This window comes from Cuniculiplasma divulgatum, assembly GCF_900083515.1.
GTDB classification, from domain to species: domain Archaea; phylum Thermoplasmatota; class Thermoplasmata; order Thermoplasmatales; family Thermoplasmataceae; genus Cuniculiplasma; species Cuniculiplasma divulgatum.
Genome location: NZ_LT671858.1, coordinates 1,155,290 through 1,171,714 on the forward strand (window position 1 = coordinate 1,155,290; position 16,425 = coordinate 1,171,714).

General features: G+C 35.6%; 20 protein-coding genes and 1 tRNA gene. 10 read left to right on the forward strand and 11 right to left on the reverse strand.

Annotated features, from left to right (window positions below; all coding sequences use genetic code 11):
* Positions 1 to 13 precede the first annotated feature (13 nt).
* The 3 genes from CSP5_RS05600 to CSP5_RS05610 are packed head-to-tail and all read right to left on the reverse strand — an operon-like array spanning position 14 to position 1,982.
* Positions 14 to 1,117 carry a class I SAM-dependent methyltransferase gene (locus tag CSP5_RS05600; RefSeq protein WP_148689853.1) on the reverse strand — a complete coding sequence of 368 codons (1,104 nt, stop codon included), beginning with the start codon at positions 1,115 to 1,117 and terminating at the stop codon, positions 14 to 16.
* Positions 1,075 to 1,617: an NTPase gene (locus tag CSP5_RS05605; protein ID WP_077076348.1), complete on the reverse strand. Its 543-nt coding sequence runs from the start codon at positions 1,615 to 1,617 to the stop codon at positions 1,075 to 1,077. The genes CSP5_RS05600 and CSP5_RS05605 overlap by 43 nt, the downstream gene beginning before the upstream one ends.
* Positions 1,618 to 1,619: 2 nt before the next feature.
* Positions 1,620 to 1,982 (reverse strand): dihydroneopterin aldolase family protein, encoded by a 363-nt coding sequence (locus CSP5_RS05610; RefSeq protein WP_077076349.1) that lies wholly within the window; start codon positions 1,980 to 1,982, stop codon positions 1,620 to 1,622.
* Between the two features lie 153 nt (positions 1,983 to 2,135).
* On the opposite strand from CSP5_RS05610, the gene CSP5_RS05615 reads away from it, so the two are divergent.
* Positions 2,136 to 2,369 (forward strand): hypothetical protein, encoded by a 234-nt coding sequence (locus CSP5_RS05615; protein WP_083705422.1) that lies wholly within the window; start codon positions 2,136 to 2,138, stop codon positions 2,367 to 2,369.
* Here CSP5_RS05615 and CSP5_RS05620 read toward each other — a convergent pair.
* The 4 genes from CSP5_RS05620 to CSP5_RS05635 form a co-directional block, all read right to left on the reverse strand.
* Positions 2,362 to 4,239: a helicase HerA domain-containing protein gene (locus CSP5_RS05620; RefSeq protein ID WP_172399415.1), complete on the reverse strand. Its 1,878-nt coding sequence runs from the start codon at positions 4,237 to 4,239 to the stop codon at positions 2,362 to 2,364. The two genes, CSP5_RS05615 and CSP5_RS05620, sit on opposite strands and share 8 nt — an antisense overlap.
* A complete protein-coding gene (locus CSP5_RS05625) occupies positions 4,229 to 5,014 on the reverse strand; it encodes a hypothetical protein (protein ID WP_206744748.1) in 786 nt (261 codons plus the stop codon). The genes CSP5_RS05620 and CSP5_RS05625 overlap by 11 nt, the downstream gene beginning before the upstream one ends.
* Positions 5,015 to 5,196: 182 nt before the next feature.
* Entirely contained in the window at positions 5,197 to 5,475 is a 279-nt protein-coding gene (locus CSP5_RS05630; protein ID WP_021789462.1) for a hypothetical protein, read from the reverse strand.
* A gap of 46 nt (positions 5,476 to 5,521) precedes the next feature.
* Positions 5,522 to 6,031 carry an acyl-CoA thioesterase gene (locus tag CSP5_RS05635; RefSeq protein ID WP_077076352.1) on the reverse strand — a complete coding sequence of 170 codons (510 nt, stop codon included), beginning with the start codon at positions 6,029 to 6,031 and terminating at the stop codon, positions 5,522 to 5,524.
* A 45-nt stretch (positions 6,032 to 6,076) separates the two neighbouring features.
* Here CSP5_RS05635 and rpiA point away from each other — a divergent pair, with 45 nt between their 5' ends.
* The 4 genes from rpiA to CSP5_RS05655 all read left to right on the forward strand — a co-directional run bounded on the left by rpiA (position 6,077) and on the right by CSP5_RS05655 (position 7,844).
* On the forward strand, positions 6,077 to 6,745 hold the full coding sequence (gene rpiA / locus CSP5_RS05640) for a ribose-5-phosphate isomerase RpiA (RefSeq protein WP_077076353.1): 669 nt from the start codon (positions 6,077 to 6,079) through the stop codon (positions 6,743 to 6,745).
* A gap of 87 nt (positions 6,746 to 6,832) precedes the next feature.
* Positions 6,833 to 7,147 carry an Lrp/AsnC family transcriptional regulator gene (locus tag CSP5_RS05645; RefSeq protein ID WP_083705306.1) on the forward strand — a complete coding sequence of 105 codons (315 nt, stop codon included), beginning with the start codon at positions 6,833 to 6,835 and terminating at the stop codon, positions 7,145 to 7,147.
* 5 nt (positions 7,148 to 7,152) lie between these two features.
* On the forward strand, positions 7,153 to 7,410 hold the full coding sequence (locus tag CSP5_RS05650) for a UPF0147 family protein (RefSeq protein WP_021789458.1): 258 nt from the start codon (positions 7,153 to 7,155) through the stop codon (positions 7,408 to 7,410).
* 74 nt (positions 7,411 to 7,484) lie between these two features.
* Positions 7,485 to 7,844, forward strand: a complete 360-nt coding sequence (locus tag CSP5_RS05655; RefSeq protein WP_171970452.1) for an ArsR family transcriptional regulator — start codon at positions 7,485 to 7,487, stop codon at positions 7,842 to 7,844.
* A gap of 23 nt (positions 7,845 to 7,867) precedes the next feature.
* Here CSP5_RS05655 and CSP5_RS05660 read toward each other — a convergent pair whose 3' ends face one another.
* Positions 7,868 to 9,688 (reverse strand): glycoside hydrolase family 15 protein, encoded by a 1,821-nt coding sequence (locus CSP5_RS05660; protein ID WP_077076355.1) that lies wholly within the window; start codon positions 9,686 to 9,688, stop codon positions 7,868 to 7,870.
* 198 nt (positions 9,689 to 9,886) lie between these two features.
* Here CSP5_RS05660 and CSP5_RS05665 point away from each other — a divergent pair.
* Positions 9,887 to 9,990: transfer RNA gene (locus tag CSP5_RS05665), tRNA-Tyr, on the forward strand.
* Positions 9,991 to 10,517: 527 nt separating this feature from the next.
* Here the strand turns inward: CSP5_RS05665 and CSP5_RS05670 are convergent.
* Both CSP5_RS05670 and CSP5_RS05675 read right to left on the reverse strand, forming a co-directional pair.
* Positions 10,518 to 11,033 carry a hypothetical protein gene (locus CSP5_RS05670; protein WP_148689856.1) on the reverse strand — a complete coding sequence of 172 codons (516 nt, stop codon included), beginning with the start codon at positions 11,031 to 11,033 and terminating at the stop codon, positions 10,518 to 10,520.
* A 451-nt stretch (positions 11,034 to 11,484) separates the two neighbouring features.
* Positions 11,485 to 11,988, reverse strand: a complete 504-nt coding sequence (locus CSP5_RS05675) for a DUF2250 domain-containing protein (protein WP_148689857.1) — start codon at positions 11,986 to 11,988, stop codon at positions 11,485 to 11,487.
* Positions 11,989 to 12,215: 227 nt separating this feature from the next.
* Here CSP5_RS05675 and CSP5_RS09760 point away from each other — a divergent pair, with 227 nt between their 5' ends.
* Entirely contained in the window at positions 12,216 to 12,386 is a 171-nt protein-coding gene (locus tag CSP5_RS09760) for a hypothetical protein (RefSeq protein WP_172399416.1), read from the forward strand.
* A gap of 313 nt (positions 12,387 to 12,699) precedes the next feature.
* On the opposite strand, the gene CSP5_RS05680 is transcribed toward CSP5_RS09760, so the two are convergent.
* Complete coding sequence (locus tag CSP5_RS05680; protein ID WP_148689858.1) at positions 12,700 to 12,972, reverse strand: hypothetical protein; 273 nt, start codon at positions 12,970 to 12,972, stop codon at positions 12,700 to 12,702.
* A 266-nt stretch (positions 12,973 to 13,238) separates the two neighbouring features.
* Between CSP5_RS05680 and CSP5_RS05685 the strand changes: the two genes are divergently transcribed.
* The 3 genes from CSP5_RS05685 to CSP5_RS05695 all read left to right on the forward strand — a co-directional run bounded on the left by CSP5_RS05685 (position 13,239) and on the right by CSP5_RS05695 (position 16,332).
* A complete protein-coding gene (locus CSP5_RS05685) occupies positions 13,239 to 14,513 on the forward strand; it encodes an MFS transporter (RefSeq protein ID WP_172399417.1) in 1,275 nt (424 codons plus the stop codon).
* Positions 14,514 to 14,575: 62 nt separating this feature from the next.
* On the forward strand, positions 14,576 to 14,944 hold the full coding sequence (locus CSP5_RS05690) for a RidA family protein (RefSeq protein ID WP_148689860.1): 369 nt from the start codon (positions 14,576 to 14,578) through the stop codon (positions 14,942 to 14,944).
* A gap of 137 nt (positions 14,945 to 15,081) precedes the next feature.
* Positions 15,082 to 16,332: a Glu/Leu/Phe/Val family dehydrogenase gene (locus tag CSP5_RS05695; protein WP_077076850.1), complete on the forward strand. Its 1,251-nt coding sequence runs from the start codon at positions 15,082 to 15,084 to the stop codon at positions 16,330 to 16,332.
* The last annotated feature ends 93 nt before the right edge of the window (positions 16,333 to 16,425 follow it).

Sequence of the window (16,425 nt, forward strand, 5' to 3'; positions counted from 1 at the left end):
CTTTCCCTTAAAATTATCCTTTTTTCTGTTGTATAAGGGTATTTATGAGTTCTAAAGGTTTATCTGACTTAAAGCCCGTTGGGGAGAAATGTGTCCTTGCTACCTTAATTCCATTTTCTTCAGAAATCTTAACTACGGAATCAGTTGACGGCAGGTTGATCTTTCTCCTTGACATACTTTCGCTTAAGTCTGTAAAAAAAAGTTCCATGTCTTCATTCTTTAGTTTTCTTATAAAATCTGAAGTTTTTTCATACACTGTTGATGGAAAAACCATTTCTTTTTCGATGAATATAGTGTTCATCTTTCCAGACCAAATTGGTCCAATATATCGATCGGGATATACCGTATCTTTAATCTCATGCAAATTGATGTGCTTTAAGTTGAGAAGAGAGCTTTCTGCATCCTTTACGCTCTTGTTTATCCTTACTATAACCCTATAATAATGACCATGCCACATTGAGATCATTGGTTCCATTCCACAATCAAGAGTAGCGGCCCTTCTTGCTATAAATCCAAGTAAATTCCTGATTCCCATTTCATGTCGCAAACTATTATTTAGAACTTCGGTACCATATCTTCGTAGATTCTTATCCTTCAATGATCCTGAGAGAACGCTTAAATCTGTGGCTGTGAAACCAATATAACCATGATTGCTTACGTAATTTATGGCGATGTCCACAAAAGGTACGACTGAACCATATGGGTCCACATCGATAAAATCAAAGTGAAATTTTGATACAATTGATTCAAATGGCTCATTATATATCTCAATTTGGGATTCGTTACTTTTAGCATTTTCAATTATTTTTTGAAAAGATACGAAACTTCTCTCACTAACAACGGAACGAACGCCTGTCTCCTTTTCTGCTCTTAAAGCCCTTATTCCTGTTGCCCCAAATCCGTCCAGATACAATCTTGGTTTTACTGTGTTGATAAAAGATATGGTAAGATCTCTGTTTAACTTTTGAGAAAAGTTGAGGAAACCACTGGAAATCTTTCCTGGTCCCTTCTCTGGTCTGGATGACCCATCAGGAACGTTGAAATCAACCTCTACTTTTCCTTCTCTGTATATACTTATGACACTTCCTCTCCATTGAGTACTTTCATAACCCGGTATGGAAGTAGGCTTCTATTTATTGGTGTTATATCAAATACCCTCACACCTTCAAGAGCACGAATTTCCTGAAGCACCGGGTTTCTTGATTTCTTGTGAACTGTTACTATCATTGGTTTTGTGTAATTCAGGGTATCGTTAATTTCTTTCTGAACATTCTTGGTTGTTAACTCAAGTTTTCCGATTTCATCAATCACTATTACATCTGCAGTCTCTCTTGCTCTCTGAAGACTTGGGATGAGGATTTCTTCAAGAAGCTTAGTATCGACCCCAATCTTATCTATCTTCACTCTTGATACTAATCCAATTTCAGCAAATACTACTTTCTTCTTAGAGTATATATCAAAAATAGTGTATCCTGTGAGTCTATTCTGTTCGAAGACTTCCCCAACCAGAACTCCCTGTACTTCTTTCCCCTGATTTCTAATCATTTCCATTATTTTCGCAAGCGCATCTGCCTTTATGGACCCAACTGGCCCGGTTATACCTATCTTAACCGCCATTTTTATTCCTCCAGTGACATTAGTGGATAATCAAGTTCCTTTATGTATCTCATTCTAGCCCTTACTTCTTCCTGATTATATTTTATTGTGAGGTAAACATCAAGCATTTCTCCCTTAAGAGTGACATATTTATAATGACCTGTTGATCTTTTAACCATAGCTCTATTTATTTTAACTTCCGCCTTTTCTACAAAGGGCTGTACCATTACACTTTGTTTAATTGCAGTTTCTATTGCCTCTATGTTGGACAAATTCATTGGAACCCCAACATACTGATGATAAATGGAACCAAGCTTAATTCCAGCCTCAAATATTGCTCTTTCGCGATCAGTACAGTGAAAATAGGAGGCTGCTTCATCTACCATTTATCGGATATTTAAAAACTTGTAATAAAAGTTTTGAATTTTCTTGACAGTTTAATAATATGTATACTGTATGAATCTTTTTCATCTAAATTGATTGGGAATGCTTTTCGTAGAAAAATTTTATAACACAATTTGGAATATACTTCAGTAAAAATGGAGAAGAAGAACTATTTAGAGGGAAAGAAAGGCGTATCTTCCTATATTAATTACAGTAATGCCTTACTTGCCATAAGTTTCATATTTTTGATAATCGGTGTACTATTCTATCTCTCGTGGTCAATTCTATATAATACATGGTCAGACCCGGGACTCTATTCTTTTTGTCTGCCTATGGCAATATTCGGTATACTTGGAATAGCTTTCGTAAAATCTGGATCTTTTAACTAAAATTTTCAATCTCCCAGTCTGAGGCTATAATTTTTATCTTAGTCATTTCATCCTGAGAGAATAGAATTGTTTCTGAGAATGGACTATTTTTTCCACCTGAAAGGGACATATGTAGATTTTTTAAACCATAATCTGATAGATTAATACCAAATTTCTGAAGATTTGAAATTAGTTTATTCCTAAATATGAATATATTGAGTGAATTATTTAGAATCTTTTTTCCATTTTCTGTGGTGAAATCTGACGAATCCTGAGATACAATGAGAACAGAGGTAAGAAAGTGCCTTGAAACTTTTATCATCTCTACTATTTGTCTTTCACATTCCCTGTTTCTGAAAAATCTGTGACCCTCTTCAATAAGAATAATTGTTGGAACATTTCCAGAACGCTTCATGAATAATTCTGCATACAAGAGATGGTCAAGCAGATCATCATCACTGCATTTTCTTATTTCCATTTCGATATTTTCGCTTCTAGCTGATTCACCAGTGATATTCTCTCTCCAGAGTCTTTCATCGTATTCACCCAGAACATCAAGAACCAGAATTCTGGAAACATAACCAAGCACAATCATTCTTGTAAGTAGAATCTTCGAAAAGAAACTTTTTCCAGATCCTGTTTCGCCCATAACCAGAATATTGTGACTGCTCATAGGATATGGATCAAAAAATACAGGATTACCTGTAAGGTCTTCATTTCCAATAATTATCCCACTTCCTCTCGATTCAAACAGAATTGGAAAAAAAGAAACCAATTTAGATCTGGGTTGAGGGTATTCTATAAGTATTCGGTTCAGGTTGAACCAGTTAAAAGCAATGTTTCTTTGTTTTGGTATTACCAGCTCTATTCCCCATAATCTGGCATGATTTTGAAGTTGGTCTATAATTCTGGCAAGTTGGTAGAATTTATCAGATGAAACAGTTAATAGTAATTCCACATTGTAACAGTATTTATCGACATCCTTTCTGAACTCGGTTGCTGCGTCCACCTTATTTTTCAGAGTGTTTCCTATATGCCTTCCCTTTTCTGACAGTAATCTTTTGCGGGTTAGTATTGATGTAACTCTTCTTTTGAAGTGTGGATTTTCCTTTGAAATTTTTCGAAATCTAACAAAGGTATCAACTGCCAGATTTGAAGCACTAATAAATCGCGATATTTGAAATAATGAACCATTGCTTATTTGCGTTACCAAAAGTGTTATGGATTTCTGATTTCCCATAGAATGCATTCTATATCCATTTCTGTATCCCTTGATCTGAGACAACCTTTGCAATATCCTCTTTCTTTCTTCCCCATCAACAATGGTTGCCATTATTCCATGTTGTTCAAGATTTTCTATTAGGTTTAAGTGTGAATCATTTTCCTGAGAAACCAGTTCCATAGCTATATAAGACGTATTTAAAAAAGACTTCGCTCCAGCACCAATAACATTGTCAAGAGATTTTGTAATAGGTCCTCGATTATCCAGATTTCCATGATTCTCTTCAGATATGGATAACATTATGAATTTCTGATCAAGATACTCACTGATGCCGTTTATTAGGGATATTTGACTTTTAACCTTTTCCGAATTTCCATTCCATGAAAAATTTGCATCAAGTTTCAATATTAGGAATCTTTCCGTTGAAAACGGCTTCGTCGAACTGGAGTATCTAATTTTTATGAGGTAGTATGAAATTGAGAAGATTGCAGCTACTGAAATCAATACAATCATTATGAGTGGGTTTTGGTAACCATGAATAATGTATAGCAGGGCTAAAATAGAAAGAATTAAGACTACCACAGAGATTAATTTTTGATTATCAGCACTCCTGTAATCAAAGATATTAGATAATGGTTTAATGGGGTTTGCGATTTCACTATCCATCATAACCCTCATCTTTATCATTGATTCTGAAAAACTGGGGCTGATTTAATTCAGGATTTTGGGATTTCAAATTTCTTACCCTCTCTTCGTGCTTTTGCTTTTCCAATCTTATCCCTTTATCAAACGCAGTACTCAATAAACCATATCCAGATAGTAGAAAGAAGTTTGAGAATAATCCTGAATTGGATTGGTTTAACCTGTAAGATGTATATATAAAAGAATATGGCAAAATGGAAAGGAGAGAAAGGAAACCCAGCTGGATGAAGAAATATCCTGAAAAATTGAAGTAGAAGTATATTAACAGTAAAATTATAAGTGGTGATACAAGCAACTGCACATACAGGAGCCATAGTTTGACCACGAACTTTCTAAATGCATCTATTCCGGTTAATAGGGAAAGAAATGGGAGAAATATGTACAGAGTTATAAGAATGGCAACCCTGAGCATGAGAAAGCTCAGCATTGACATTGCGGCAGTAAGATAAATACCATCGAATACTATCTCAAGGATAGAGCTTTTGGATGAAAAGAAAGAAGATACATTTCCAAGCATGTATGAAATGGAAAAGTAATAAGACCATTTTGTTGATTGAGATAAAATGAGTTTTGACACGTCCATGGTTCCAATTGAAAAGCTATTAATGAGTATCATTGAAATAACAAAGAAAATGGCACTTTCCGAGAATTTAAGTAGAATTTCTTGAGATTTCCCATTTTTAGAAGATATCAGATAAAATGAAGAATAGATGGCAGAAAATAACAGTAAATAAGGAATCATAACAAATAGGTCAGAACGAAAAGTCTGTATGTTAAGATTGAACGCCTTCCAGAATTCAAAATCATAAGTGCTCTCTAATCCGTCATGAATTGCAATCTTCCATAGTGATGAAGAAATTAGTAATTCTAAGGATAAAATAAGTGTCCCTAAGGGAGACAGGATGGAAGAGATGCTTAGCAATTTTACCCAACTGCTATATACTTGAAAATTGCAAATAGGGTTCCACTTATCGCCAGAACATATATGAGGGTGCCAATTGCAGCATTTTTTGCTCTACCATATGACTGATACTTTCTTTGTTCATCTGCACTGAAGAAGGAAAACGCGATAGGAATCCAGAGTATAGCTATTATAAAAGCAGATATTCCAACAATAATGTCAGTTGAACGGGATATTAATCCTGTAAGGCTCGATGAAGATGTATAGTTTCTCATAGTTTCTAAAAAGTTGCTTAAATACACAACTGGATAAAAAAGTAATATTAAAAATTGTTTTCATGAATGCTTATTAATGCATATCATCGAAAATCTGAGCTTCTTTTTTCACAGATTTTAACAGTTCAAGCCTCCTTAAGCTCCTTTCTTCACCGGACTTGAATCTATCCTTTGAATCGTCGTCATCAAGTATCAATCCTGGAACTGGAGATGGTCTCCCATCTACATCAACAGCCACATAAGTGAGGTAAGCTTTTGTGGTAAACCTTTCCTTCCCTGAAAGTGCATCCTGTGCAGAAACATCTACTTCTATTTCCATTGTCGTCTTGGTTGTGTAATTAACCCTTCCCTTCATATTGACAATGAACCCAAGGTGTATGGGCGCAAGAAAGAATAAACTATCAATACTTCCAGTGACTGTTCCCTGTCTGCAATGCTTAAATGCAACTATTGATGCCACGTTATCTATCCATTCCATTAATCTACCACCATAAAGAGCATTGAATACATTGGTATCTGCTGGAAGAACCAGTCTCTCTATCTGTGTATAACTTTCTTTCCAAGATTTTGATTTTATTTCCATGTGTACGTATCGATTGATTTAATTTAAAGAAATCATATTGGATCTATGGATGAAAGTAGATTAAAGGAAAAAGCCGCTGTAAAAGCAATCCCATATGTTCCAAAAGAAGGTTTTGTTGGTATCGGTACCGGATCAACAGTAAAATTCCTTATCAAACTTTTAGTTGAGGAATCCAGGAAATATTCTGATGTTACATTTGTTCCAACCTCCCTGGAAACTATGTATTTGTTGAATTCTGGTGGATTAAGGACATCTACTGAATTTCACGGGAGTATTGCAATAGACATAGACGGAGCTGATGAGATTGATCCAAATGGAAATTTAATTAAGGGAGGGGGTGCAGCTCTAACCAGAGAAAAGATTGTAGCGGCAAACAGTCAAAAGTTAATTATAATAGCCGATCAGAGCAAACTAGTAAATAAGCTTGGAAAATTCAAGGTTCCTGTTGAGATACTACCATTTTTGGCAGAACAGACAATTCAAAATATTGAAAATAAGGGTTGCAAAGTAACCCTGAGACCAGAAAATAAAAACAGAAGCGACAACGGTAATATTGTTATTGATTCGGATTTTGGATTGATCGATAATGTTCAGGATATTCAAACAAAGTTGAAAATGATACCTGGGGTTGTGGAAGTGGGCATATTTCATGGGATGACATGGAAAACCATAGTTGGTAAGAATAGTGGTGTAGAGGAAATTAATTATAAATGAGTCAAAATATATAATAAAATCTTAGAATACTGGAAAATTTAAAATGTAGTTAGAAATAAGGTATTGAATTTTCGGAGTGTCCTTTTGATGCAAAACAGTGGTCTTGATGTTGATCTAGATCGAGTATTCGATCGAAAAATAGTAACGGCTTTGGTGGGTATGAGGGTAGAAATTAATAGAGTGGAAAATATTGCTGCCGAAATAGTGTCAGAACCACACGTTGAGGATGTATTTGTTGTAACCGGCGATTTTGACATTATAGTAAAGGTGAGATTTCCAGATTATAACGAGTTTCAAAAATACATTCTGAACAGGCTCAGTAAAATATCTGGAGTTAGAGATTCAAAGACCATGATGGTTGTAAGCATCAAGAAGGAAAATAAGAGAGTGTTTGTGGAGTGATTTATATGGATTCGAATTTGTTTAACGAAGTAATGTATTTGCTTGAAGAAATGTCGCTAGATACGTCAGTGCCAAAAAATGTAAGGAAGAATGCTTCTGATGCCAAAACAAAGCTTGAGAATCAGAAAACAAGCTTAGATATAAGGTGTGCAACCGCAATTTCCATGCTGGATGAAATTTCGAACGATCCAAATGTTCCTTCACATGGAAGGGCATCCCTGTACACTATCATAAGTAAACTAGAGGCACTTGCAAAGAGTTAGAGGAAAGAATAAATAATATTCAACATATTTTGAGAAGAATATATATATTATAATTATATTATTATGTGATAACAATGACGTTAACAGAAGAAGCAAATAAATTAGCCAAAATTCTGATTGTTTCTAACATTCCCAGAAGCGTTGCATACACACTCGTTTACACAAGAGGGAAGGAAGAAGTAACCAGTATTGAGATTGAACGCGAGGCTGGTCTCAGGCAGCCTGAAGTGTCTATTGCCATGCAATGGCTTAGAAGAAGAGGATGGATAAATAAACGTAACATGAAGAAAGAAGGCAAAGGAAGACCAGTTCATGGGTACAGATTATCAAAGGATTTTGATGAAATACTTGAAGAGATTATTCAGGATCTCACCACTCAGATCGATGATATAAAGAAAAATATTCAGGATCTTGCAAAATTTAAAACTGCTTAAAATTACATTTAAAAATTTACTTCTTAATTTTTACCATTTAATTTTTCGTTTGCTTTGCATATGGCCCTGATCACTCCAAGATGGGTGATTGCCTGTGGAAAGTTACCAAGTTGTTCCCCTGTTTCCATATCAATTTCTTCAGAAAATAGATGGAGGTGGTTTCCCTTACTTATTAGTGTTTCCAAAACATGTTTTGCTTTTTCAACATTACCCTGTTCAGAAAGGATCTCTGCATACCAGAATGAAGTCAGTAGGAATGCATTGTCCTTGCAGTTGAATCCATCATCGTTATTATATCTCCTCATAAGGTAATCTTTCCCCATTAATTCTTTTTCAATCCTGTTCACAGTTGACTTAATTCTAGTATCATTGGAGTCGAGAAATCCTGTAAGTGATATTCTTAAGAGAGAACTATCAACATCTTTGGAGCCATAGTACTGTACAAATGACTGTGTTTCTTTATCCACCCCATTCTGTAATATATCTGATTTGATTTCGTTCATCTCCTTTTCCCAGGTTATATAATCACCCTTGAAATTCAGCAATTTGCCAATTTTTATTGCCCTGTCATAACCCATCCAGCACATAACTTTAGAATAAGTATAATGTCTTGGAGGTGTCCTAAATTCCCAGATACTAGAATCGGGTGTTCTCCACACATGACGTATTTTGTCGATTATTTTTATTACAAGGTCCCACATGTATGCGTTTACAGTACCTCCGATCATTGCAAGATGGTAGATTGCATTAATCATTGAACCGTATATATCAAGTTGAAATTGCTTGGATGCTAGATTTCCCATTCTCACTGGAGAAGAATTCATGTACCCTTCATAGTCGATTTCATACTCTTCCAGATCATCTTTGGAATCTATGCTGTACAGTACTTTCATATCGTCTTTCTTTTCTATAATATCCATCATGTCATACAGATAATTTGTTGCAACAAACTTCAGGCCCATCATGGAAAGTGCCTCAATAACATATGATGTGTCCCTTATCCATGAATATCTGTAATCCCAGTTCCTCTCGCCACCGATACACTCTGGAAGGCTGGAAGTTGGGGCAGCTACCATCATACCGGTTGGATCATAAAATAGTGCCCTTAAGGTTAGAGCTGATCTCAGTGCTATATCCTTCATTAAGCCATTATATGTGCTCTGCGAGACAAAATCCTCCCAGTAACTTTTTGTTTCATCATATCTCACTTGTGACTTATAATTTCGTAAATCATCATCGGCCATATTATAGGATATCACAATCCACTCCTTTTGTCCAGGTTTTAGACTTATATTGCCTCTGATTTTTCTGTCTCCATCCCTAAATTTGGTATTTGCATATATACCAATTTTTCTTGAATTCTTGTGATAAACTGCCCCATTTTCCAGTAGCAAAATTTTTACAGGGGATAAGCGGTAATCAAGTGTTGCCTTGAGTTCAATTTTAACATCAATAGCCTCATCAAAAGCCTGTATCATTCTGTGCATTTCTGGAAAATTTATGCTTGCATAGGGAGTTGCAGGGAGGAAATCTGTAAGCATAAGCACAGGTTTACCATTCTTTAGAAATGTGGTTTGCAGAATCAATGTTTTTGGAACATATTTCTGGGTGACTGTCATGCCCTCGGTATCTACTGGTCTTGTTGTGAGATATCCCCCCTTATTTTTATCGAGAATCGAATCGAACACTGGATTTGAAGAAAAATCTGGGAGACACAGCCAGTCAACTGTTCCATTCATGGAGATTAATGCTGCTGTTCTATTATTAGCAATCATCCCGTGGTTTGCAATTTTGGTGTATCCATTAACTTCAACACTGTTTATATTTAGTCCCATTGTCTCCATTTTTTAGAATTATGCCATATATATTAAAATTTAAGAAATTGTGGTTATACTCGTATAAATATTTATTAGAGAATGTGCCCTTTTAGCATTATAAATTTAATTTTATTCTTAATAGTTATAACTTTCTCCTAAATTTTACTCAGATTATGTTGCATTAAGGGAAAATATTTTTATGAACGGTTATCTATGGGTATTAATCCCGACTTAGCTCAGCTGGTAGAGCGGCGGACTGTAGAGGGAAAGTACGGCACGTAAATACCGCCGTAATCCGCAGGTCTCTGGTTCAAATCCGGAAGTCGGGATTTAGAATTTGATGTGTGTCTCGAACTATGTTCCAACAAAATGGAATGATGATAATTTTCGATGCCGGGCTCTTATCCACATCATTACACCTTTGAATCTAGAAAGACCCCGATGGTTTTTTAATGTTGTATTATTGATAAATTCTGAACTGACGTTCTCTCGCATAGGTGTGCCAATAGAACTTTCATTGTGTGGGTGTACATTATACATCCATAATAAAAGAGTCACCAGCAAACTTACATACTCTTAATCTCCTGTAATACGATCTTACTTAATGATACCATCTTAAATTTCCATACTAGAGTATTTCTTTGGTGCTTAGATTGACTAGATCCGGCATACTTGGTATCCAAATCTGCCTTTAAAGTAGAATAATCTTTGAACGTAGGAACTTATTTCTTAATAGACACCAAACTATTTCTGATAAATTTCCCGCTCTGATTTAAACAATTGAAGGAGAGTTGATAAAAATAGGTTCTGAATGCTAATAGGTAAACTTAACCAAAAAATCCTAGGGTTGTGAGGCTTAATTCTTAACATTTAGCTTATCACCAAATGCTTCTTTTAATATATTTTCGTAACTAAGAAATATGTCCTCATTAAGCTTTCCCCTTCCCTTGAAATTATTGTGAACAAGATGAAACTTAATTTTTTTTCCATCTGAATCTAGTAAAAGGTGGGGGAGAGATAATGGAGTTCCGTTTGTAAGTTCAACTTTATCAACACTTGAATACGGTATCACCGTGAACTTTGGAGGTACTTCTTTTATTTTTGAATCCAGATTCTCCTCTATTTCTTTTCCTCTCCTTAAATTTTCATCTATTAACCAAGATACCTCTTCCTGTGTTACTTTATAATTGGAAACCGTACCCCCTAACGGGATCATTCTATAAGGATTACTTATCTGAGTTCGAATCAAATCTGATCGCTGCTCTTTTCCTTCCATTGTGAGAAATTGGTATATTTCCTCATTTGTAAATATAAGATGATAGGTTGTATTCCATACGGTTGCATTATCAATTGCTCCAATAACCTTGATCATATATTGATAATTTACATCCATTATAATACTTTTTGATTTTCATTAGCAATGTATGACATTTTCAAGTTCTATGTTTCAGGCTTAACTCTATTTATTGAAGTCTGAATTTTAACAAATAATTCACACCCACAAATCTTCATATCGTTTAGCGCGCGGTCATATTCATTACTCTCCTCCTTTTTAAGATCTTTGTTTATGCTATTATAGACGGTATACTAATGGATTCACAGCTCCAGCTATAACAAATGCTAGCTTTCCATCTGTTCCTGTTGATATCTATGCATTTATATGGAAACTTGAAGATTGTGTGCCCCTAAGCACGGATGATTGACTAGCAAATGTTAGATATGTGTTGTAAACAGAAGGGTATTCCTTTTCCTAGCTTGATGACATTATTCAAGTGCAGGCAAATCTTTAATCTCATGGAGCTTAAATTTCTCTTCAGCTGGCATTAACACCTAACTTTCTGTTTGCTTTTCCCGTATTTCAGGAGCTCATTCCCCAGTTCTGTAATCTTGCTGTCTTGATCCAAGAGATTGAATTCCATAAGCTTTTCTTTCATGTCAGGAAAATCAGATATCGCTTCCATATGGCATAATGATCCAATAACCTCTGGTCCTATAAGTCTGAAATAATTTTCCGGTGTTACCTCTTTCAGGAGAATGTCACCATTCCTGGTGATCTGATAATAAGTATGATGTTTATGCACCTCTGCACTTTTCTTTAGTTTTGCTGAGGTACGTTTAATTGAAGTATTTTCATATATATCCAGAAGTTTCATCGAATGGAGTCGTTTCATATAATCTGTAACTCTCATCAGAGGGATTTCGGTGTACCTTGAAGTGTTCTTGGCATAATCCACCTTCGCCAAATGCATATGGCGAAGCACCCTCAGCATCTCTGGAGACTTTAGTACCTCTAACAGCACTTCATCCGTAAAATATTCGTTTGCCATATTTTCACTGTTCTTTCACTATATGCTTACTATAATAACTTCATTAGAGAAATACTTCCCTGGTTTCATGAAAACATTGTTTTCTGGAATTGTAATTTATGATTCATATTTTTTTCCATATTTCCACAGAGTAAGACTCAAGCGGACTGATTTAAATCTGCGCCCTCTTTAAGGTTAAATAAATATACCTGTTCTATATAAACTATAACAATGAGAGATGAACTAAAATGTCAAAAATGATAAAATGTCCAAAATGCGAAAAAATTTTCAAGAAGCCAGTATTTGGAAGGAAAAGGGTCGGTGTGGGCATAGGTTTTACTGCATTAGGGGATTACATTAAGTGCAAAGAATGTAATTATGAAGGTATCCCAAGTGAATTTGAAAACAAGCAGCAATGAAAGTGTATATGACTGGTACTAATTCATCATAACAACCATTCCATAATATCTCATTTATAGCAGCTTCTGTAATTGGCTTATTTGGGTCAATTTCCCGAGATCTATTATCTTCTAAAGTTTGTTAACACTTTTGTTTACTATGCTTTTCTGTGTTCCTATAATTATGGAAAGAAATTTATTAATGATGAAACAAGGTGTAATTATGATAATTAATGTTTTTTAAATGGACAAACATTTAGACATTTTAAGGTTCTCTAACCAGGAAATCACACCTTCTCTAAAAGTTCAAGAAATATATCCATAATTTAAACTTTTAAATTTGCACTACTTCACTTCCATCTACCATTAGTCTTACTGGTGAGAGTAGTCTGATAAATATTTCCACCTTATGCTTTTCGGCATTTCCAATTTCAAGATCAAACTTTCTAGAAGGCACCAAATTGGGTACATCAATAACTCTTTCACCATCAACCTCTATTCTAATATATTTAAGAAAGGGGTTTGCGTTTACACTTATAACATGTTTTTCATGATCTCCTATTTCGAATCTTGCTTTTGACATTTTTGCTCTAAATTTATTACCCATTGGAAAATTATAAACTTTCTTAAAAAACATATTCATTAGCCACATAAGATAAGTATTTATGGAGTTGAGAAAGATGATCGAAATATATCTCTTCTTTTCCACATTGATTATAAATTTAGTATTCACCATAAATATAATAAATAACCGGAAAATGAAAGAATTATCCCAACAATTTATGTCGTAGATGTCTAGATATTTTGTATAAATGATTTAAGTATAAAGATGTAATGTAAGGATATCCTTACATTACCATGGGAGATGAAATAATGAGTGAAGAACTTAATTATCAGGCTGCGAATGGAATTAATAACCGGGATTCTAGAACCCAAATGATAATTTTAGGTTCGGGTATATTTATTGCAACCTTCGATCTGGCTGCAATTTCCATTGCCATGCTCGTTCTAAAGGGTATATGGCATCTGTCACCAATAACCGTTACCTTAATCGGGGCTGCAGCATTAATAGGAGCAATTTTTGGTGGTTTTCTTGGCGGATTACTGGCGGATAAGTTTGGAAGAAAAGGTATTCTGTTTTTAGATTTTGTAGGGTATTTTTTCGCATCTTCTCTAAGCGCCATTTCCCCAAATGCCTACTGGCTGATTTTCTTTCGGCTTATTGTCGGCTTTGTAATAGGAGCAGATTTTGCTGTTTCCTTTCCTCTTATGGCTGAAATTAGACCAAGAAAAACCAGAGGAAGGGATATGGCCATGGTAATGATGACTGCTAATTTTGGCATGGTACTTGCATATGGAATAGGTGGATTCTTCCTTGGAATAAACAACAATGGATGGAGATATGTGCTCGTATCTGGTGCTGTCCTTTCTATTCCAATTCTAATAATACGATCTAGAATCAAGGAATCCGAAAGCTGGAAAGAGAAGAGACACCATACAATAGGCAACATATTCAGGTATCTTAGACAGAATCATACAGGAGATGTAATTTTTTCATCTGTGGCATGGTTTTCATATCAGGTTGGAGATCAGGGACTCTCAATCTTCCTGCCCATACTCCTTTCATCTCTTTTATTTATAGGGCCTTCAGACGCATCATATTCAAGTTTGATTATTAAGTCTGTAACAATACCTGCTGCTATTATAACTGTACTACTTATAGAACGTATAGGAAGGAGATCACTACAGTTATGGGGATTCCTTGGTAGAACTTTATCCCTATTCTTTCTCGCTTTTATGCTTATTATGCTTCCAGATACATTCCTTTATGCAAAAGTACTCTTTCTCTTCACAGCTTTCTTCTTCGGTGCCATGGGACCAGACAAAACAATTGTCATAGCACCGTCAGAAAAGTTTGATTCATCGGTTAGGGGAACCGGAGAAGGAATTTCTGAGGCGTCAGGAAGGTTTGGTGGGTTGATAGGTATATTGGGATATGGTCTTTTGACTCCATTTCTGGGGGATGGAGGGGGAATAATGTTCTTTGCCATTTTTGCCATGATCGGATTGATAGCTACCCTGGTTTTTATGACAAAGGATAGAAATGAATATAGAAATTCAAAAAAATCCGATAGAAGAACACTCTAATTCAGCAGAAAGATAAATTTAAAGAGGCATATGATTAATTAATATCTTTACATTGTTGATACATGGACAAGAAAAGTGTTGTAGTTGAAGAACTTGGAAGAGCCGGACCTTATTCCCACAGTGTTATTGCAAACTCAATGATATTTTTATCAGGACAGCTAGGAGTAAAGGAGAATTCTGATAATTCCTTTGAGCAACAGTTCAGGAGGGCTGCGTCGAATGTTGAAAAAATTCTTGATCAGAGCAACTCCTCAATGAAAAATATAGTTAGAGTAGTTGTTTATATGAAAAATCAGGGAGACTTTGAACTTATGAACAAACTGTTCAAGGAAGTTTTTTCAATTGCTACACCTGCAAGAACAACCGTTGTTTGCAACTTTCCTAATGATAAAGCCTTAATAGAACTTGAGGTTACGGCTGTCACACAATGATTTTTATATATATTTATACATTTACATAATTTATTTTCAATGCTAGAATATAACACACTTTATTTTAGAGGGGTTTATAAAATGCTATAACCTTTAAAAGCTCTTTGTAATACAGTATGTACCGAGAAGGTGAATACATGGCAGAAGATTTAGATTCTTTTGATATTGCTGTACAGCAATTAGAAAAGGCGGCGAAAGTTATGAACCTCGACAAAGAGGCTCTGGAAATTTTGAGGGCACCCCAGCAGATTTTGGAGGTTAGTTTACCAGTAAGAATGGATAATGGAAAAGTAAAAACTTTCAGAGGATTCAGAGTTCATTATAATAATGCAAGAGGTCCCGTTAAGGGAGGTATAAGATTCCATCCAGAAGAAACACTTTCCACTGTAAAGGCACTCTCAGCATGGATGACATGGAAGACGGCGGTAGTTGATATACCAATGGGAGGAGCAAAGGGGGGAATAATATGCAACCCAAAGGAAATGAGTCCTTCTGAGCTGGAGAGACTTAGCAGAGCTTATGTTAGGGCCATTGCAGATTTCATTGGACCTGAAATTGATGTTCCTGCACCGGACGTTTACACAACACCCCAGATAATGGCCTGGATGATGGATGAATATGAAACTATAGTTAGAAGATCTGCTCCTGGTGTAATAACGGGAAAGCCACTGACACTAGGTGGCTCACAGGGAAGAGGAGATGCAACAGCCAAAGGAGGAATGTATGTTCTTAAGGTTGGAGCTAAAAAGAAAGGTATAGATCTCTCAAAGGCAACGGTTGCTGTTCAGGGATTCGGTAATGCCGGTCAATTTGCAATGACCCTTGTAAAAGAACACTTCGGATCAAAGGTAGTTGCAATATCTGACACTAAGGGAGGTATCTATTCAGAAAAAGGACTCGACTTTGATGCAGTTTTAAAGCACAAGCAGAAAACTGGCACAGTACAGGGTCTTGAGGGAACAAAAAATATAACCAACGAAGAACTTCTAGAACTTGGCGTAGACGTACTTATTCCAGCCGCAATTGAGAATCAGATAACCTCAAAGAATGCAGATAAAATTAAGGCCAAGATCATTCTCGAACTTGCGAATGGTCCAACAACACCTGAGGCTGATGAGATACTCTTTAAGAGAGGCGTTCTTGATCTGCCAGACTTCCTTGCCAACGCAGGAGGAGTTACAACATCGTACTTCGAATGGGTACAGAACATCGGAGGATATTACTGGACAAGAGAAGAGGTATACGAAAAGTTGGACAAGAAAATGACCACTGCTGCTGAAGATGTGCTTGCAACTGCTGACAAGTACAAGGTTAATCCAAGAACCGGAGCCTATATAATATCAGTGAAGAGAGTTGCAGACGCCATGAAGGCTAGAGGATGGTACTGAACCACCCCCTTTTATTTTCATAGTTCATTTTAAAAATTAAAAACCAAAATATTTCTTTTGTAAAATGATTACAAATTTCTTTTTTTAAAATAT